Below are 18,445 nucleotides of genomic sequence, written 5' to 3'. Positions count from 1 at the left end.
TATGAAGAAATTTGTGATGGCCGGACTGGCCGGCACCGTGGCAGGGATAGTCGCAACAACACAGATCGCAGGCCCTCTGCTTGCGCAAGAGGCCGAGAACAAGGCAAGTGTTTACGAACAACTTGATCTGTTCGGTGACATTTTCGAACGTATTCGCGCCCAGTATGTCGAAGAGGTAGAAACCGACGAGCTGATCGAGGCTGCGATTGACGGGATGCTGACCTCGCTAGACCCACATTCCAGCTACCTGTCGCCTGATGATGCCGAGCAGATGCGCGTGCAGACACGTGGCGAATTTGGCGGGCTCGGTATCGAAGTCACGCAGGAAGAAGGCTTTGTTAAAGTTGTATCGCCCATCGATGACACCCCAGCGGATGCTGCTGGTATCGAAGCGGGCGATTTCATCACTCATGTGGATGGCGAGAGCATTTTGGGGCTGACGCTGGATAAAGCCGTGGACCTGATGCGCGGCCCGGTGGGATCGGAAATCGTGATCACAGTCGTGCGTGAAGGCGAGCAGGAGCCATTCGACGTAACGATCGTTCGCGACACGATCAAGCTGACCGCAGTTCGTGCACGTACCGAAGGTACAAGTGTCGTGTTGCGTGTCACGACCTTCAATGACCAAACCTATCCGAACCTTAAGGAAGGACTGGAAGAACAGATTGAAGAGGCCGGGGGCATCGAAAACGTCAATGGCATCGTTCTGGATCTGCGTAACAATCCCGGCGGGCTGTTGACTCAGGCCATTAAGGTCTCTGACGCGTTCCTGGATGAGGGCGAAATCGTCTCGACCCGGGGTCGCAATCTTGAAGATGGTGAGCGATTCAACGCAACACCCGGCGATCTGACCGGAGGCAAGCCCATCGTTGTGCTGATCAACGGTGGTTCGGCCTCGGCGTCGGAAATTGTCGCGGGCGCCTTGCAGGATCACAATCGCGCCATCGTGGTTGGCACTAAGAGCTTCGGCAAGGGATCGGTGCAGACGGTCATGCCGCTTCGGGGTGACGGGGCTATGCGTCTGACAACATCTCGCTACTACACGCCCTCGGGTCGTTCGATTCAGGCGCTTGGCGTCAGCCCGGACATCATCGTCGAGCAACCGCGCAACAACCCGGTTGACGAGGAAGAGGAAGATACAAACACTCGCACCCGGTCCGAGGCCGATCTGCGCGGCAGCCTGAATAATGACAGCCTCAGCGAGGACGAGATTCGCCAGATCGAAGAAGATCGCGCCAAGGCCGAAGCCACGGCGGAGCTGCGGGAAGAGGATTATCAACTGGCCTATGCCATTGATATTCTCAAAGGCCTGTCCGCGTTCAATCCGACCGGGCCGTCACAATAAAGGGGAGGGGGGCCGCCATCTGCGGCCCTATACTCGCACCCTGAAGTGTTACCCTTCGACCTTGTGCAGTTTCTTCTCATCCAGCATCAGCGCCAAGACGATTCCAGCAGCGACTGAGATCGTGGCGAATACAAAAGCCATATTCATTCCGGTATCAAAGGCCGCCGCAATGGCGGCCTGAACCTTTTCAGTTTCACCTGAATTCAACTTTTCAAGCACTGCTTTTGCCGAGTCTGTGTTCAGCGTTCCACCATTGATCGCTTTCTGGTCAGCGTCGGACATGTTGATGCCTGACGCGGTCAATCGGGTTTTCAGGCTGGACAGGCTTGTCACATACATGACCGCCGTCGCACAGGCGACCGCGATTGCCCCATAGACAAGATGGGTCATGAAACTCAGGCCGCCAACCAGTCCGGCGCGTTCCGGCTTGACCGCGCATACAGCGGCTGTTCCCGAAGGCCCGACCGTCAGCGTTGCGCCCAAACCAATCAGCGCCATTCCGGGCAGAATCTGAAAATATCCGGTCCCGGAAGGCATGATGACAACGCTTGCCGCCCCGACTGTGGCGCAAATATATCCCCAAAACAGCAGTCGCTTGGGCCCAAAATCGTTATACAGCGTACCCGAGACGATCGATCCGACCGCTAGCAACACCGTCAGCGGTGCCAAACCCAGCGCCGATTGGAACACAGACCATCCCAAGACTTTTTGCATATACTGCGGAAAATATAGCAGCCCGACAAAAGCTGCCGAGACGTTGAACATATTCAGACCCAAGGTAATCAGAAACTCTCGGTTCTGCATCAACTGAGGCATTAGCAAGGGTTCCTTGACCCTCTTTTCGACTTTCGGAAACAGGAAGAACAAAACGGCGCTGACAAAAAACAGCAGCAAAAGCGGCAGCGAAGTCCAGCCCCAATCGGCACCAACATCCAAACCGTAAAGCAAGAGCAAAACTGCAAAAGACAGGATGCCCATCCCGGCAAAGTCGATGTGTTCACCTTTCTTATGCTCGGTCTCACGCTCCATCAGCAGGATCGCAGTCGTCATCGAAATGCTGGAAAACACCACATTGGCGAGGAAAAACAACCGCCAATCACCCAGATTGACCACCGCGCCGCTAATCATCGGTCCAAAGACATTACCCGTGGTGACACCCGCTAGTATCAGCCCCATCACCAATGCGCGGTGTTCTTCTTTCGACACTTTGGTGGCTCCAAATGCCAGTGTGCAGGGCCACACGCATCCCGCCCCGATCCCCTGCAAGGCGCGTGCGCCGATCAGGTAGTCCAAACCGGGTGAGACAAAGCATAAAACCGACGCAAACAGAAAGATCGAAAGACCGATGATCATCATCTTGCGATGACCATACATGTCACCCAGGCGACCTCCGGCCACCATCGTCATTGCAAAGAACAGAGCGTAAATATTCAGAACCCACTGGGTGCTGGTGATGTCGGCGTCAAAGCTGTTTTCGATTGCCGGGACCAGCATCAGGGCACCGGTAAAATCGATCCCGATCCCGAAACCCGTCACCATCAGCGCGATGACCTTTATGATGCTGTTGCGATCCATAGGCCAATCCAATGATGCACGTATGGACCTGAAAAGATAGGGACAATCCTATCAGTACTGTGGTCAGGTTTCGCTTTGAGATGCCTGAGAGCGGCGGAACGCGCGCTTTAACATGTCCAGCTCGGCGCGCAACAAAGCGACTTCGGCCCTCAGATCATCTGCGGCAGGTGAACCGGCGATGATGGTGAAATCCCCCAGCTTATGGCCTGTTGTTCCATCGTGAATCACGACAGTATGGACACCTTCCGACAGGGCGGCGGGCGGCACTGGGATGCGCAAGGCCCAGCCATCTGTTGCTGGTTCCAACTCAACATCAGTCAAAGGCTCACCAAGAAACAGCACCTTGATCTGAGGGGGGCTTTCGCTGGTCAAATGGCCTTCCCACAGGCCGTTTTCGAAGCGGATTGGTGTCAGGGTGGTATGAGACATTGAGTACCCTTTACAGATCGGCCCGGTGGTAACGGCAGAATGTCAGGTCACGAAACACCACACGGTTCATCGCGGGTTGATCAAGGATCAGATCCAGCCAGAGTTTTTCAATTCGACGCTCATTCACGTTCAGATGGGCCAGATCAAAATCTACAGTCGCCGCAGGTGTTGAAAGATCAAGTTCGCGCAGAACCTGCTCGGTATTAGGGCCATGCTGAATGTTCAGGCGGGCGAAGACAACGGTAGAACGCTCGCACTCAACCAGAGTGTCGACCCGCATCAGATGCTGGCGGGACAGATTTATGGCGGCATCCGTGGGCAGATCAACGGAGAGCGACAGGAAAGATCCCTGAAAATCAAATACCTCAACGGCCAGACTGAAAGGCGCCAAATCCTTGTCTCGCCGATTTCGGATTTGCTGCAGCCCGATCTCGACCTGGCTGCAATCGTGAAACAGGATGACCTGCCCATCCATCCGCGCCTTGCGCGGGGCCGAGGCTATACCTTTGCGGATCAGTGGCGTCCGCCACAGGTCCGGTCGCCACGACCAATCCGTTCCCAGGGGTTTTGGAAACTGCGTCGCCCCAATCAAGGGTTGGATCAGTCGAGCATCAGCTTTTTGAATTGCTTGTTCAAGTTTGCCGCGCAACCGCCGGGCGTCATCACGTTGGCGGCGAAGCTCAGGCAGTGCGAGGTGGTCAGACTGCTGCGCGGCACGCTGCCAGCGCCCCAGAGCCTTTAGTTGAATATATCGATCCAGTAATCTGCCCATCGCCCCATCTTTCAAGACAGCCCCTCTTTAGTCAAAGTCGGGGCAGGGGACAAACCAGTCTTACTTGATTAGCGGATAAATCTTCCCGAATCCTAAATGTGAACTCCTATCCAGCTGGTTTCTGCGTCGCAAAGAGCCGCCATTCTTGCAATAGCTCGGGCCGAGGCTTACCGTCGTCGCTCGGGCAATCGGCATTTGTCCCGGATCATACAGGCTCATCATGAGGCAGGGGAATGGAACCCACCCTATTTTCATTCATTTGGAAGCATTCGAAAAAGCAGCAATTGGTCCTGCTGTTGCTGACCGTTCTGTCATTTCCGTTCCTTTACGCTTCGTTGGAGCTTCCTAAGCAGATCATCAACGACGCGATTGGTGCGCCCGCAGACACCGTGACAGTACTCGGCATCACCGTGACCCAGGTGCAGTACCTGCTGATTCTGTGCTTTGCCTTTTTGGCAACTGTCATCGCCAGTGGCGTGATGAAAATGCGCATCAATACCATGAAAGGCATTCTCGCTGAACGGATGTTGCGTCGCCTGCGCTTTACCTTGATCAGCCGCTCGATGCGCTTTCCCAAATCCTATTTCGCCACCACCAGCCAAGGTGAACTGGTATCGATGATCACGTCCGAGGCCGAACCCATGGGCGGGTTGATGGGAGATGCCATCGCGCAGCCCGTTTTTCAGTTCGGCCAGATGATGACGATCGTCACGTTTCTTTTCATGCAAAGCGTGTGGTTTGGTCTGGCCAGTATTGCATTGATCCCTTTGCAGGCCTGGCTGATTCCCAAATTGCAACGTCAGATCAACCTTTTGAACAAGGATCGCATTCAGGAGGTCCGGCGGCTGAGCTCTGAGATTGGCGAAAGTGCTGCTGGTATCAGCGATCTGCGCACCAATGGCGGCTGGCGCTATCGTCTGGCGCAATTCAGCCATCGGCTAGGAACCTTGTTCGAGATCCGTTTTAAGATCTACAACAAGAAGTTCTTCATGAAGTTCCTCAACAATCTGATCACTCAGATGACACCCTTCCTGTTCTATTCAGTAGGCGGCTATCTGGCGATCACGGGCGAGGTGACAGTGGGCGCATTGGTCGCCGCGTTGGGTGCATATAAAGACCTCAGCGGCCCTTGGAAGGATCTTCTGACCTACTACAACCAAGTACAGGACATGTCACTGCGCTGGGAAATTGTGACCGAACGGTTTGCCCCATCGAATATGATACCCGAACAGTTGTTTGAGGGCGTCCCCGAGGCAATCCCGCACCTAACCGGCGATATCGAACTGCGCAACGTGACCGTTCGTGATGATGACGGAAAGACCATCCTTGAGGATATTGATCTTACCATTCCCCAAGGCGCCCGGGTTGCGATTCAGTCGAAACACGCTTCGGAACGCAGTGCGCTTGCGCAGTTGCTGACGCGCGAAGTGCTCCCGGTTCAAGGCGAGGTTCTGATGGCTGGCCACAACCTCAACAGCCTGCATCAGGCGGTGATTGCGGCGCGGATCGGCTATGCCTATTCACGCCCTTACCTGTTCGACGGAACATTGGGTGATAACCTGCTAATGCCGCTGCGCACGCATCCTCAACACGAAAGTGGTGCATTGCAGGCCCCCTCACGCCGCCAGATCGAAGCCGTGCGCGCCGGGAACCCACCCGATTCACTGTCCGATGAATGGATAGATCCAAGCCTCGCGGGTCTTGATGACATCGAGGATATTCGCGATTGGTGGTTCCAGCTTGTCGAAGCGATGGGCATTGATGAATTTATGTTCCGGCGCACTTTGCGCTCTCAGTTCGACCCGGAAGTACACCCGGTGCTCGCGAAAGAAATAGTCGATCTGCGAGATACCGTTGCCACACGCCTGCAAGAGCGCGGTTTGGACAAGTATGTCTATCGGTTCGATCCTGACCAGTTCAATCCCGCCGTGCCCTTGGGCGGGAACCTGCTGTTCGCTTCACCGACGCATGATATCGCACCGGACATTCTGGCGGGGGACCACCGCTTTCTGTCGTTGCTTACGGGCAATGGCCTGGATGATGACGCGCTCAGCATCGCTCAGGCCGTTCTGGAAACCCTAAACCAGACTTTCGGGCGAGATGGGGCCGATCACCCGTTGTTCTTGCGGCTTGGCATGTCAAAAGACATGTACCACCGTCTGCTCGATATCGAAGAGCGCCGCAAAACCAAGGGCGAAGAAGCCATCGGCGATCAGGAACGTGCGCTGCTGTTGACCGTTCCATTCATGCTGACCGCTGAACAAATCGGCCCAAGTTTCCCTGAGGAGTACAAGGACAAAATCCTTTCCATTCGTCACAGTCAGGCCGAACGGCTGCGGGGCGCTATGGGTGCGATGTTCGTGCCGGTGTCACCGGACGTCTACGTTCCCCGCCTGACAGCAATGGAAAACGCCCTGTATGGTCGGGTATCCATCATGGCTGGTGCTCATGCAGAAGAGATCGAAGATCTGGTCGCGGAGGTTCTGAACGAGGCCGGGCTGCGCCGAAGGGCCGCCGCGATCATCTACGACCTGCCGTCCGGGTTAGGTGGGAACAACCTTCCGACAGTGTTTCAGGAGCGTGCTGCCTTTTCTCGTGCCGGGATCAAACGCCCCGATATCCTGATACTCGACAAGGCACTGGCCAGCCACGACTCTGAAAGCCGCCTGCGGACCCGTCTGAAGCTGCGCGAGTTATTACCCGACTCGATTATGATCTTTATGGAGGATCATTTTGCCCATCCGGAAGCCTATGATTTGTTTGTTGAAATAAAGGACGGTCGCATCGATGGTGTCTCACGCGTGTCCACCGATGCTGAAGACACCGGGACGGACGACCTGAGCCGGAAACTCAAGATCATTTCTTCGACCGAGTTGTTTTCACGAGTCGATGGGCGTAACCAGCGTCTTCTGGCGTTTTCGGCCCAATGGTACGAGGTCGCGGCAGGTCAAACCATTTTCGCACGTGGCCAGGCTCCCGATGCGGCGTATTTGTGTATTTCAGGTTCGGCAAGCCTGAATTGGCTGAATGAACACGGTGAAATGCGTTCGCTCTCGATAGTAGAACCCGGGCGCCTTATCGGCGATCTTGCGATTATCACCAATGAGCCGCGACAATTGGATTTGGTGGCCCTCACGGATTGCTCGTTCCTGCGGATCGGCGCGGAGGAATTGCGTGCTGTGATTGAAAGTGACGCGGGCGTTGCGATGAGGCTGCTTGAAACCGTGGCCGGATACCTGTCCACGGTGTCCGAGCGGTTGCGTGACCCCAACACTCCAATTGGGGATGACCTGCCTTCGGTAAGTGCTGAGCAATCCGATGAGCACTAATGAAAGGCGGGGGGCCTATTCAAGTCATCAGCAATTGCTAGGTGCCGCCCGCAGATATCCCGAGATATGGCGCTTGTTGGCTGGTCTTGCGCTGGTCTCAGTGGTTGTGGTCACGCTCAATGCAATCTTGTTCGCAATCGTTGCCAGTCTTGGCTCATCAGGATCGGCGGTCACATTCTTGAATGGATCGTCGCCAACAGCGCTCCTTATTGTGCTCTCCAGCTTTATTTTTGTCACTATTGGCGTGGCGTTGGGGGCACGACTATTTCAGCACCGGTCACTTGCCTCGGTCCTGGGCGAACAATCCATCGCAATCTGGCAGTTTTGGCGCGTTGTTCGCGCATTGCTTCTGCTGGGTGCAGTCATATTCATACTCCCCCCCTATGACCTTGGTGCACCATTGGTGGCGAACCTCGCGTTAACCAAATGGCTTTTGCTGCTTCCCTTATCCGCTGTTGCGGTGCTGATTCAGACCAGCGCCGAGGAAATCCTGTTCCGAGGCTATATGCAACAGGGCCTCGCCGCGCGGTTTCGGTCTCCGCTGATCTGGATGGGTCTGCCATCAATCTTGTTCGCAGCTGGCCACTACAGCCCCGCGACGGTCGGAGACAATGCGGTCTTGATTGCCATCTGGGCGCTGACATTTGGGCTTTTGACCGCCGATCTGACCGCGCGAGCGGGTACGCTGGGCCCCGCCATTGCGCTGCATTTTTTCAATAACATCGCGGCTCTGCTTGTCATTTCGCTTCCCGACAACCTTGGTGGCCTGGCCTTGTTCCATCTTCCTTATGAGGCATCGGACGCCGAAGCGTTGCCACCTTGGTTGCTAGTCGACTTTGCGCTGATGATCGTGGGGTGGCTCACCGCAAGATTGGTCCTCAGGCGCTGATTGCATTTCCCGGCATTGCGTCTTATTTGACGTCAACGCCGCATTATCAAGGTTCCGACATGAACTGGATCACAAACTACGTCCGCCCCCGGATCAATTCGATCTTCTCGCGCCGCGAAGTGCCCGAAAACCTTTGGCACAAGTGTGATGAGTGTGGAACCATGCTGTTCCACCGCGAATTGGCGGAAAACCAGAATGTCTGCACCCAGTGCGACCATCACATGGCAATCACGCCGCGCGATCGGTTCCAACATCTGTTTGATGGCGGTATTTTTTCCGAGGTTGATGTCCCGGCACCGAAAGACGATCCCCTGCAGTTTCGGGATCAGAAAAAATACCCTGACCGTATGAAGGCGGCCCAGAAAAAGACCGGCGAGAAAGAAGCGATGCTGGTCGCCGTTGGCGAAATCGGCCGTACCCCGATCGTGGCAGCCGCGCAGGATTTTTCGTTCATGGGCGGATCGATGGGCATGTATGTAGGCAATGCCATCATTGCTGCAGCACAGGAGGCTGTTAGGCTACAGCGGCCCCTGATCCTGTTTTCGGCAGCCGGCGGCGCGCGGATGCAGGAAGGCATTCTGAGCCTGATGCAAATGCCGCGTACGACGGTCGCAGTGGAGATGCTTAAAGAAGCAAACCTGCCCTATATTGTTGTCCTGACCCACCCGACTACAGGCGGCGTTACAGCCTCGTACGCGATGCTGGGTGACGTTCATATTTCGGAACCCAATGCCCTAATCTGTTTCGCCGGACCCCGTGTGATCGAACAGACCATTCGTGAGAAACTGCCCGAAGGATTCCAGCGCGCTGAATATCTGCTGGATCACGGGATGCTCGACCGAGTGACCAAACGCACCGAGATGCGGGATGAGCTGATCACCATCACCCGAATGCTGATGAAGCAGCCCCCTGCGGTCAAAGGCGACCTTCCTGCGCCCGAGCTGGAAGAAGCCCCAACCGAGGCACCCACCGAGGACGCGGTCGAAAAATGACCTCCCCATCTTCGGATGCCATCCTAGACCGGATGATGGCGCTGCACCCCAAGATCATCGACCTGACCTTGGACAGGGTATGGCGTTTGCTGGCGGCACTGGACAATCCTCAGGTTAAGCTGCCTCCAGTCATTCATATCGCTGGAACCAATGGCAAGGGCTCGACCCAGGCCATGATCCGGGCGGGGCTTGAAGGGGCAGGGCATGCGGTCCATGCTTATACCTCACCTCATCTGGCCCGGTTTCACGAGCGAATCCGACTGGCAGGTGAGCTGATTTCCGAACCCGAACTTACCGCCGTGTTGGATGAGTGTTACGCCGTAAATGGCGGTGAGAACATCACCTATTTTGAAATCACCACCTGCGCCGCGCTGCTGGCATTTTCCCGCACCAAAGCTGACTATACGCTGCTCGAAGTCGGGCTGGGCGGGCGGCTGGACGCCACCAACGTGATCGAACGGCCCGAGTTGACGGTCATCACCCCCGTCTCGATCGACCATGAGCAGTTCCTGGGCGACACTTTGGGCAAGATCGCCGCTGAAAAAGCCGGAATCATCAAGCCGGGCGTTCCCTGCATCGTCGGCCCGCAGCAGGATGAGGCGCTGGAAGTCATCGAATATACCGCAGCCCGTCTGGGCGCTCCGCTATTGGTCCACGGGCAGCACTGGCATGTTCATACTGAGAACGGTCGCCTTATTTATCAGGACGAAACCGGTTTGCGCGATCTGCCTATGCCAAACCTACTGGGTGCTCATCAGATCGAAAATGCAGGCGCGGCTTTGGCTGCGTTGCGCCACCTGCAAATGGGCGATGATGCCTACGAGGCCGCTGTGGCCAAGGCCGAATGGCCCGCGCGCATGCAGCGGCTAAAAATCGGTCCTCTGGTTGAGCAGGCCCCTCAAGCTGAGTTGTGGTTGGATGGCGGTCACAACGCGGCTGCAGGCACTGCTTTGGCCGAGGTTTTAGTGTCACTACCAGAACGTCCCACGCATTTGATTTGTGGTATGCTGAATACCAAAGATGTCACCGGTTATCTCGCGCCATTGGCCCAAAGGGCAGACAGCCTGACGGCCGTATCGATCCCGGGTGAGCAGAATACGCTGAGCGCGGACGAAACCGCCGCCGCTGCTGCTAAGGTGAATCTGGCCGCCACAACAGCAGACAGCGTCACAGACGCGCTCGCCGCAATCACCGCTCAAACCCCTGATGCACGCATTCTGATCTGCGGGTCGCTTTATCTTGCGGGAAACATCCTTAGAGAAAACGCCTGATCCTCCGCCTGATGAAAAAGATTCTGCGCCAGGGCAGCAGCCCCTATCTGCCCCAATCCTTGTCTTGCATCTCCCGCAGGCGCGAGGCCGTACGCTCAAACTCAAAAGTTCCTTCCCCTTCGACATAGAGCATCTCAGGCTCTGCGGCGGCGGAACAAATCAGCCGAACTTTCGCCTCATAAAGCGCATCGATCAGGGTGACGAAGCGCTTGGCCTCATTGAAATTATTGCGTGACAAACGCGGGATGTCTTCAAGAACCAATACCTTCAGCGCTTCTGCGATGGCCAGGTAGTCTCCCGGACCCAACATTCGTCCGCAGAGGTCATAAAACGAGGCCCGTGCAACGCCGTTGCGAAAGGCGGGCAGGACAACTTCGCGACCCTTCACCTGAAGGGCCAGCTCTTCTGCCGGTCCACCCGACAGATCATTCCAAACCCCACGAATCTTCTCCCGCGCTTCGGGCCCAATGGGGGTGAAGTAAACCGGCGAGCCTTCAAGTCGGTTCTGCCGGTAATCCGTGGGTGAAACCAACTCCCACACTTCCAGTTGCTCTTTGATGTGCTGTATGAAAGGCAGAAAAAGCTGCCGGTTCAACCCATCCTTATATAGATCATCCGGATGTCTGTTCGAAGTCGTAACGATAACGACACCACCCTTGTAGAGCAGATCAAACAACCGCCCCACGATCATCGCGTCGGTGATATCGATGATCTGCATCTCATCAAAGGCCAGCACCCGCGCCGATTTGATGACTGCATCGGCCACAGGGACCAGCGCGTCCTCAACGCCGTCTTCACGCGCCTTGTGCAGACCGGAATGGATTTCCTGCATGAACGCATGAAAATGCACCCGTCGAACTGGGATTTCACCCAATGTCTCGACAAACATGTCCATCAACATCGACTTGCCGCGCCCAACACCTCCCCAAAGATACAAACCCTTGGGTGGCGGCGGCGCTTTGCGGAAAAATCCACGCTTAACCGGTTCGGCCAAGGCTGCCCGAATGCGCTCAAACCGGGGCAGCACAGCCTCTTGCGCGTCGTCCCGGGTCAGTGTCCCATCAGCAATAAGATCTTCATAGTGTGAAATTAGATCCGTCATGAGTTGAGCCATACCGATCGCTTCGTGTGTTGAAAAGAAACCTTTTTTCCAGACACATCAATTTTGCTGAACTGGCGTCACAAAACTCCTGAATTGACGCGCCGAGTTGTACCGCTAACGTCTGCTGGAACCAATCTTCGGAGCCTTAATGTCGCAATCCACCCGTTTGCTGAACCCGATCCTGATCGTCGGCTGCATCGTAATTACAGTCAGTTTTGCCGTACGCGCCTCTTTTGGTGTGTTCCAGATACCGATTGCGGATGAGTTCGGCTGGCTACGCAGCGATTTTTCGATGGCGATCGCCATACAAAACCTGGCTTGGGGGATCGGCCAGCCGATCTTTGGCGCCATTGCGGAAAAGATAGGTGATCGGCGCGCCATCGTTCTGGGCGCTCTGACCTATACGGCGGGAATGGTCCTGTCGGCATGGTCCGTTACCCCGTTTGAACATCAGATGTATGCCTGGCTCGTGGGTTTCGGGATCGCTGGGACGGGGTTTGGCGTGGTCCTTGCGGTCGTAGGTCGTGCCTCATCGGATGCGAACCGCTCGATGTCATTGGCGATTGTCACCGCAGCGGGCAGTTTCGGGCAAGTCATTGGCGCACCCACAGCAGAGTGGTTGCTGACTTTCTTACCCTGGCAGCAAGTGTTTCTGATCTTTGCGGTGGCTATCCTTGCATTGATCCTGACATTGCCATTCATGCGCGCGCCTCAGCCCGTCAGCAGGACGGAGCTAGAAGAGAGTATGGGGCAGATCCTGTCCAAGGCATTCCGCGACCCGTCTTATTCGCTGATTGCGATCGGCTTTTTCAGTTGCGGCTATCAACTGGGCTTTGTCACAGCCCATTTCCCTGCCTTCGTCACCGAGATGTGCGGCCCGATCCAACCCGGAGGCGTCTTACATTCGATGGGGATCACCACAACTTCAGCCTTGGGGGCGATTGCGATTTCGTTGATAGGGTTGGCCAATATCGGCGGAACCCTTTTGGCCGGATGGGCTGGAAATCACTTTCCGAAGAAGTACCTGCTCGCGGCGGTATACACCGGTCGGACGCTTGCAGCAGGAGCATTCATTGTTTTCCCAATCACGCCATTGTCCGTGATCGCGTTCTCGCTTGTAATGGGGTCGCTCTGGCTGGCGACCGTGCCGCTGACGTCGGGCCTTGTCGCGCATCTCTATGGTCTGCGGTACATGGGTACGCTCTACGGGATCGTCTTCCTCAGCCATCAGATCGGCAGCTTTCTGGGAATCTGGTTGGGCGGGCGCATGTACGACCAATTCGGTGACTACACTATGGTTTGGTGGATCGGCGTCGCGATCGGAGCGTTCAGTGCCATCATTCATCTGCCCATCCGCGAAAACCGCTCGCCAACCGGCGTGACAGCCTGAGCTATGCGGCCTCTTCAACGGTCAGCAGCCCCTCAGAAACCAATCGCTCCGCCCAACCCTGCGGATCGATGAAGTGATGCGTTTGCCATCCGCGCGCCCTTGCTGTTTCGATATTCTCGATCCTGTCATCTGCAAACAAAAGCGCCGAGGGAGGGATGCCGCAATCGGCCTCAACCATTTCGTAAATTGGCATATGAGGTTTGACCGTCTTCATCCGACCCGAGACGTATTGACGATCAAACTCATTCAGAAACGGATAAACGGTAGTGGCATAGTCAAAATTCTGAACTCCAAAATTCGTCAGGGCAAAGACCGGGATCTTCTTGGTCCGCAACGCGCGCAGCAGTCGCGCTGAATGTGGGATCTCGGGCGCGGCCAGTTCGATCCAGTTGTCATGCCACATTCGGATTTCATCGCGCCATTCCGGGTACTTGTCCGCCCAATTGTAAATCGTATCCGTGAAATGATGGCCCTGATCTACCAGATCATTCATCCCATGCAGATCGACCTCGTCAAACATGGCGCGACGACGATCCTCGCCGATTACCCGATCATAATAGCGCTCGGGCTGCCACTCGATCAGCACATTTCCGATGTCAAAGATGACGGCTTCAATGGCCATGACTTAATCCCATACCAGTTCAATCACAACGACTGAACCAAGCGCAGGTCAGAGATGCAAGCGCCAACCGCAGCGCGGCACGCGCTGCCCAGCCCAACGGGAGGATACGCATCTTTGATGTGACTCTGACCGGCGGGAGCACTACCTTCGTAGGGCAGCGCGTATCTCGCGCTCAAGCGCATCTAGAAAACGCGACCGGTCGGCTTTGCCAAATGGTTTTCCCCCGCCACCTGTCCCCAGCGGGTTTGCCGCGCGAAGGTCCGCCATCAGATCGCGCATTGCCAATTGCTGACCGATATTGGCCGCAGTGAAAGCCTCACCACTGGGCCGAAGCACGCGTGCTTCGGCTTCAATACACTTGGCGGCCAGCGGTATATCAGAGGTAACGACAATATCGCCGGTGCCGCAGCGTTCGGCAATCCACTTATCCGCCTCATCTGCTCCCGAGGCGACGATCACTACCTGCACCAACGGGTTGGTAGAGGGGCGTAGCCCTCCGTTTGAGACCAGAACCATCGGCACCTTGTGCCGGGTTGCCACCCGTTCAGCCTCGGCTTTGACCGGGCAGGCATCCCCGTCGATGTATAGCGTCGTCACGCCTCTTTGACCTTTGGGGCTGACTTCGCCTTTGGCGTCGATTTGCGCACCTTGAATTCGTCCGGAATGGGCATCCGGTTAAAGGCATCCAGCCCCGCGATTTTGTAAGCTTCGGCAAGGGTCGGATAGTTGAACGTGTTCTGCACGAAGTAGTCCACCGTGCCTTTCAGGTTCAGCACCGCCTGCGCAATATGGATCAGCTCGGTTGCCCCTTCACCAACGATTTGCACACCTAGAACCCGCCGGGTCTTGAGCGAAAACAGCATTTTCAGCATGCCATGCTCCAACCCCATGATGTGCCCGCGTGAGGTTTCGCGGAAACGGGCCACGCCCACTTCGTAGGGAATACCACGCTCCTGCAGTTCTTCCTCGGACATCCCGCAGGTTGAGATTTCGGGGACCGAATAGATCCCATACGGATACCAGGGGCTTTCCGGCAGGGTTGGAGTCTCCAGCGCATGACAGGCCGCGACCCGCCCTTGTTGCAACGAAGTTGAGGCCAACGACGGATGCCCGATGACGTCTCCGGTGGCATAGATATGCGGCGCCGAGGTCTGATAGGTCTTGCGGTCCACACTGATACGATCGCGATGATCCGTTTCAATGCCAACCGTATCCAGGTTCAGCGCCGAGGTTGCCCCCATCCGCCCGGCTGCAAACAGCAGCATCTCGGCCCGGACGTGCCGCCCATTGTCCAGCGTGATCTCAACATGGCTACTGGCGTCTTCTATTTTCTCGACGGCTGCACCCAACCGCAGATCGACGCCATTTTCACGGATCTGATGTGTGAAATCGTGGATCAGTGTCTTGTCGATGAAATCCAGAAACGTCTCGCGCGGTTCGATCAACGTCACCCGGACATCAAGCGCCGAGAACATGGTTGCATATTCAACGCCGATCACGCCCGCACCGATCACGCAGAGCGAACGCGGGATTTCCTCCATCTCAAGGAAATCATCCCCATCGACGACAGTTTTGCCATTGAAAGGCACGTAATCTGGCCGGTAGGTCTTGGTGCCGGTGGCGATCAGGAATTTGGCTGCTGTCAGACGCGTGGATTCGCCTGCATCCGTAGCCACCTCGATCTCGTGTGGCCCCGTGAACGTCGCCAACCCGTTCAGCGTTTCAACATGGTTGCGGTTGAACTGATGCTCAAGCACATCGACCTCGTGATCGAGTGTCATGTGCAGCCGTGCTTTCAGATCCTCTGCGCTGATCTGATCCTTGACCCGGTAAGAACGCCCGTAAAAACTGCGCTCGCGCCAGCCTGACAGGTTCAGCACCGTCTCTCGCAAGGTTTTCGATGGGATCGTGCCGGTATGAACAGAGACACCACCAAAACGGTCTTTGCGGTCAATCACAAGCACCCGGCGTTGCAATTTGCCTGCCTGAATCGCCGCTGCCCGGCCTGAAGGGCCCGAGCCGATGATGATCAGGTCATAGTCATATTTGCTCATGCCTCAGTCCCCATACAGCGCTTCGGCGTGGAAGGTGATGTGATCCTCCATAAAGGTGGACACAAAATAATAGGAATGGTCGTAGCCGGGCTGCAGTCGGTAAGTGGCCTGCTGGCGACGCTCGGCAATTGCCTGCGCCAGTGCCTCCGGGCGCAACAGATCCATAAACTGATCGTTTGCACCGGTGTCGATCAGGACCGGTCCGTCAAAGCCTGTGCTTTTCATCATCGCCGACGCGTCATGCTTGGCCCAAGCGGCCTCATCATCGCCCAGATACGCGCTGAGTTGCTTGCGACCCCAATCCGCACCCATCGGGTTCGAGATCGGCGAGAAGGCCGAAACAGAGCGGTAACGCCCGGGCAGGTTCATCGCCAGCGTCAATGCGCCATGCCCACCCATCGAATGTCCTGTGATGGCCTGACGATCAGGATCAATCGCAAAGTTCTTGGCCAGAAGGGCCGGCAACTCTTCGGCAATATAATCCCACATGTTGAAGTGAGGCGTCCAAGGGCCTTGCGTGGCATTGACATAGAACCCTGCGCCTTGGCCAAGGTCATAGTCTTCGTGATCTGCCACGCCTTCGCCGCGTGGTGAAGTGTCGGGGAACACCAGCGCAATGCCCTGTTCGGCCGCCCAACCCTGGGCACCCGCCTTCGTCATGGCATTTTCATGGGTGCAGGTCAGGCCCGACAGATACCACAGAACAGGAACGGGGCCGTCCTTGGCTTCGGCTGGAAGAAAAAGGCCAAATTTCATATCACATTTGCAGGCCGAGGAAGCATGGCGATAAACGCCCTGCACACCACCAAAACAGGCATTTTCCGAAAGGGTTTCCATCAAGCTGATCCTTACGTTGTGTCCGGGCCATGGCTACCGCTCTGCAGCGTCGGCGTAAAGTGCAGCCACCTCTGGAAAGCTCATTTTTCGAAAAGGTGAAGATCAGAATCCGCTGACCCATCCTATCGCCAGCGGGACGGTCAGAATGCTGGCGAGGGTAGATAACAGGATGGCAGCAGATGCCCGTTGCGGGGCCACACCGTAGTGCGCAGCCAGCATGTAAACATTGCCTGCAACTGGTAAAGACGCCGCCGCGATTGCGACCATCGCAGGGAATGAGGCAACCGGGATCAGCCAAATCACCATAAGTGCCACGAAAAACGGATGCAGCACCAGTTTGCAAAAACTCAACCAGCCCGCGATCTGGATGCGCTCGGCCGATTTGTCTGCCAGTGACGCCCCGATGGCAAACAGCGCCCCCGGCGTAGCCGCACCGCCCAGAATTGTCAGAAAATCATTAAGCGGGGCTGGTACAGGCACCTCTAACGCGGACCAGATCAATCCGGCGGAGATTGACAAGATCATGGGGTTTCTTAGCAGGCCAATCCCGATCAGGCGCATCGTCCCCAGGCTGAGCCGACCATCGCGGCCACCGTTGATCAGGATCACGATCAATGAGGAAAACACAACCAGATCAACTGTCAGCACCAACATCACTGGACCTATGGCAGCTTCGGAGAATAAAAGCGCAAGCATGGGCAGGCCCAGAAACCCAACATTGCCAATAGCAGCACATTGCGCCTCGACCGCGGCGGTGGGGATGTCCAGCCCTCGGAGATAAGCGATAGCCGTCGCCAGCGCATAGACGCCAGCAGTGCCGATCAGATACCCGATAACCAGCCGACCGTTGAAAATTTCGGCAAAGGGCAGGGTGGCGGCAAACCGGAATAGCATAGCCGACAAAGCAAAGAAAAACACGAACTTGGTTAGATATGCTGTCGCCTCGGGAGGGAAAAACCGGCTGCGTCCGGCCCAGAATCCCAGGCCGATGATTGCGAAAAAGGGGAGAGTGCGCAGAAATATCTCGACCATGGCAACGTGTTAACATGGCTGGTCAGGCTCGCAAGGTTGACGCACGGTCGGCGGTACGATTGAAGCCGTAACGTTGTGCCAAAACCGCTATCGGAGTGAAAAGCGTTGAAACTGAACCGAACGGTTTATAGTGTTGCAGGATATCGCAATCCGGAGACACCATGACCCAAGCCGCCACCATCCTGCGTACAGGCCGTAAATTCGACCAGGTGTTACGTGGGGCCCGAGAGGTTTTCATGGCGGATGGGTTTGAAGGCGCAAGCGTCGATGACATCGCGCGTGCGGCGGGTGTTTCGAAGGCAACGCTATACAGCTATTTCCCCGACAAGCGACTGTTGTTCACCGAGGTTGCCCAGACCGAATGTCGCCTGATGTCTGAACGCATCCTTTCGATGATCGATGAGACCAAGCCAGCCCGCGAGGTGCTGACGATAGCAGCCACTCAGCTTACGGCTTTTCTCGTCTCGGACTTCGCGCAGCAAGTCTTTCGCATATGTGTGGCCGAGCGCGACCGATTCCCCGAGCTTGGTAAAGCGTTTTATGAAGCAGGACCGAGGAACGGCCAACGCCAGATGGCCGAATATTTGACCAAGGCGGTTAGCAAAGGTGAGTTGGCGGTTGAAGACGTCAACATCGCGGCCGAGCAGTTTTCTGAACTGTGCAAAGTCCGACTATGGGGCCGCGCGGCGTTCGGTATCCAAAATCGATTTGACCAGAACGAAATCGACGAGGTCGCATTGCAGGCCGTCGACATGTTTATGGCCCGCTACGGCGTTTGAACTGCGTAAGTTCGCCAGCGATAAGTC

16 protein-coding genes are annotated in these 18,445 nt (G+C 56.2%); 7 read left to right on the top strand and 9 right to left on the bottom strand.

Features of this window, described 5'->3' with window-relative positions; translation table 11 throughout:
* Position 1 precedes the first annotated feature (1 nt).
* Positions 2-1,345: a S41 family peptidase gene (locus ACR0MP_RS12740; protein ID WP_170393963.1), complete on the top strand. Its 1,344-nt coding sequence runs from the start codon at positions 2-4 to the stop codon at positions 1,343-1,345.
* A gap of 48 nt (positions 1,346-1,393) precedes the next feature.
* On the opposite strand, the gene ACR0MP_RS12735 is transcribed toward ACR0MP_RS12740, so the two are convergent.
* From ACR0MP_RS12735 to ACR0MP_RS12725, 3 genes are all read right to left on the bottom strand, one after another.
* Positions 1,394-2,920: an MFS transporter gene (locus ACR0MP_RS12735; protein WP_170646888.1), complete on the bottom strand. Its 1,527-nt coding sequence runs from the start codon at positions 2,918-2,920 to the stop codon at positions 1,394-1,396.
* 63 nt (positions 2,921-2,983) lie between these two features.
* The gene (locus ACR0MP_RS12730; RefSeq protein ID WP_170407248.1) at positions 2,984-3,349 is read right to left on the bottom strand and encodes a hypothetical protein; all 366 of its coding nucleotides are present in this window, start codon (positions 3,347-3,349) and stop codon (positions 2,984-2,986) included.
* A 10-nt stretch (positions 3,350-3,359) separates the two neighbouring features.
* Entirely contained in the window at positions 3,360-4,121 is a 762-nt protein-coding gene (locus ACR0MP_RS12725) for a DUF6478 family protein (protein WP_170407250.1), read from the bottom strand.
* A gap of 233 nt (positions 4,122-4,354) precedes the next feature.
* Here ACR0MP_RS12725 and ACR0MP_RS12720 point away from each other — a divergent pair, with 233 nt between their 5' ends.
* The 4 genes from ACR0MP_RS12720 to ACR0MP_RS12705 are packed head-to-tail and all read left to right on the top strand — an operon-like array spanning position 4,355 to position 10,602.
* A complete protein-coding gene (locus ACR0MP_RS12720) occupies positions 4,355-7,450 on the top strand; it encodes an ABC transporter transmembrane domain-containing protein (protein WP_170407253.1) in 3,096 nt (1,031 codons plus the stop codon).
* Positions 7,440-8,339, top strand: a complete 900-nt coding sequence (locus ACR0MP_RS12715) for a CPBP family intramembrane glutamic endopeptidase (RefSeq protein ID WP_480886592.1) — start codon at positions 7,440-7,442, stop codon at positions 8,337-8,339. Before ACR0MP_RS12720 ends, ACR0MP_RS12715 begins: the two co-directional genes overlap by 11 nt.
* Before the next feature lie 59 nt (positions 8,340-8,398).
* Positions 8,399-9,331: an acetyl-CoA carboxylase, carboxyltransferase subunit beta gene (accD, locus tag ACR0MP_RS12710; protein ID WP_170407259.1), complete on the top strand. Its 933-nt coding sequence runs from the start codon at positions 8,399-8,401 to the stop codon at positions 9,329-9,331.
* Positions 9,328-10,602 carry a bifunctional folylpolyglutamate synthase/dihydrofolate synthase gene (locus ACR0MP_RS12705; RefSeq protein ID WP_170407262.1) on the top strand — a complete coding sequence of 425 codons (1,275 nt, stop codon included), beginning with the start codon at positions 9,328-9,330 and terminating at the stop codon, positions 10,600-10,602. Before accD ends, ACR0MP_RS12705 begins: the two co-directional genes overlap by 4 nt.
* A 43-nt stretch (positions 10,603-10,645) precedes the next feature.
* On the opposite strand, the gene zapE is transcribed toward ACR0MP_RS12705, so the two are convergent.
* Complete coding sequence (zapE, locus tag ACR0MP_RS12700) at positions 10,646-11,704, bottom strand: cell division protein ZapE (RefSeq protein ID WP_170407266.1); 1,059 nt, start codon at positions 11,702-11,704, stop codon at positions 10,646-10,648.
* 148 nt (positions 11,705-11,852) lie between these two features.
* On the opposite strand from zapE, the gene ACR0MP_RS12695 reads away from it, so the two are divergent.
* On the top strand, positions 11,853-13,094 hold the full coding sequence (locus ACR0MP_RS12695) for an MFS transporter (protein ID WP_480886590.1): 1,242 nt from the start codon (positions 11,853-11,855) through the stop codon (positions 13,092-13,094).
* A gap of 1 nt (position 13,095) precedes the next feature.
* Here ACR0MP_RS12695 and ACR0MP_RS12690 read toward each other — a convergent pair whose 3' ends face one another.
* The 5 genes from ACR0MP_RS12690 to ACR0MP_RS12670 all read right to left on the bottom strand — a co-directional run bounded on the left by ACR0MP_RS12690 (position 13,096) and on the right by ACR0MP_RS12670 (position 17,639).
* Positions 13,096-13,716: an HAD family hydrolase gene (locus ACR0MP_RS12690; RefSeq protein WP_480886588.1), complete on the bottom strand. Its 621-nt coding sequence runs from the start codon at positions 13,714-13,716 to the stop codon at positions 13,096-13,098.
* A gap of 141 nt (positions 13,717-13,857) precedes the next feature.
* Entirely contained in the window at positions 13,858-14,313 is a 456-nt protein-coding gene (locus ACR0MP_RS12685) for a YaiI/YqxD family protein (protein WP_170407274.1), read from the bottom strand.
* The gene (gene sthA, locus ACR0MP_RS12680) at positions 14,310-15,770 is read right to left on the bottom strand and encodes a Si-specific NAD(P)(+) transhydrogenase (RefSeq protein WP_170407278.1); all 1,461 of its coding nucleotides are present in this window, start codon (positions 15,768-15,770) and stop codon (positions 14,310-14,312) included. The genes ACR0MP_RS12685 and sthA overlap by 4 nt, the downstream gene beginning before the upstream one ends.
* 3 nt (positions 15,771-15,773) lie before the next feature.
* Positions 15,774-16,607, bottom strand: coding sequence for an S-formylglutathione hydrolase (gene fghA / locus ACR0MP_RS12675; RefSeq protein WP_480886587.1), 834 nt, complete (start codon positions 16,605-16,607; stop codon positions 15,774-15,776).
* Positions 16,608-16,709: 102 nt separating this feature from the next.
* Complete coding sequence (locus ACR0MP_RS12670; protein WP_170407284.1) at positions 16,710-17,639, bottom strand: AEC family transporter; 930 nt, start codon at positions 17,637-17,639, stop codon at positions 16,710-16,712.
* 161 nt (positions 17,640-17,800) lie between these two features.
* On the opposite strand from ACR0MP_RS12670, the gene ACR0MP_RS12665 reads away from it, so the two are divergent.
* Positions 17,801-18,418, top strand: a complete 618-nt coding sequence (locus ACR0MP_RS12665; RefSeq protein WP_170407287.1) for a TetR/AcrR family transcriptional regulator — start codon at positions 17,801-17,803, stop codon at positions 18,416-18,418.
* Positions 18,419-18,445: the final 27 nt, after the last annotated feature.

Source organism: Ruegeria sp. K3 (assembly GCF_056531845.1).
The sequence above is the reverse complement of the archived record's forward strand: the minus strand, read 5'-3'. Positions and strand labels throughout refer to the sequence as shown.

Coding starts and splice junctions, on each gene's coding strand:
- ACR0MP_RS12740 (WP_170393963.1), top strand. CDS start 2: ATGAAGAAATTTGTGATGGCCGGACTGGCCGGCACCGTGGCAGGGATA.
- ACR0MP_RS12735 (WP_170646888.1), bottom strand. CDS start 2,920: ATGGATCGCAACAGCATCATAAAGGTCATCGCGCTGATGGTGACGGGT.
- ACR0MP_RS12730 (WP_170407248.1), bottom strand. CDS start 3,349: ATGTCTCATACCACCCTGACACCAATCCGCTTCGAAAACGGCCTGTGG.
- ACR0MP_RS12725 (WP_170407250.1), bottom strand. CDS start 4,121: ATGGGCAGATTACTGGATCGATATATTCAACTAAAGGCTCTGGGGCGC.
- ACR0MP_RS12720 (WP_170407253.1), top strand. CDS start 4,355: ATGGAACCCACCCTATTTTCATTCATTTGGAAGCATTCGAAAAAGCAG.
- ACR0MP_RS12715 (WP_480886592.1), top strand. CDS start 7,440: ATGAGCACTAATGAAAGGCGGGGGGCCTATTCAAGTCATCAGCAATTG.
- accD (WP_170407259.1), top strand. CDS start 8,399: ATGAACTGGATCACAAACTACGTCCGCCCCCGGATCAATTCGATCTTC.
- ACR0MP_RS12705 (WP_170407262.1), top strand. CDS start 9,328: ATGACCTCCCCATCTTCGGATGCCATCCTAGACCGGATGATGGCGCTG.
- zapE (WP_170407266.1), bottom strand. CDS start 11,704: ATGACGGATCTAATTTCACACTATGAAGATCTTATTGCTGATGGGACA.
- ACR0MP_RS12695 (WP_480886590.1), top strand. CDS start 11,853: ATGTCGCAATCCACCCGTTTGCTGAACCCGATCCTGATCGTCGGCTGC.
- ACR0MP_RS12690 (WP_480886588.1), bottom strand. CDS start 13,716: ATGGCCATTGAAGCCGTCATCTTTGACATCGGAAATGTGCTGATCGAG.
- sthA (WP_170407278.1), bottom strand. CDS start 15,770: ATGAGCAAATATGACTATGACCTGATCATCATCGGCTCGGGCCCTTCA.
- fghA (WP_480886587.1), bottom strand. CDS start 16,607: ATGGAAACCCTTTCGGAAAATGCCTGTTTTGGTGGTGTGCAGGGCGTT.
- ACR0MP_RS12670 (WP_170407284.1), bottom strand. CDS start 17,639: ATGGTCGAGATATTTCTGCGCACTCTCCCCTTTTTCGCAATCATCGGC.
- ACR0MP_RS12665 (WP_170407287.1), top strand. CDS start 17,801: ATGACCCAAGCCGCCACCATCCTGCGTACAGGCCGTAAATTCGACCAG.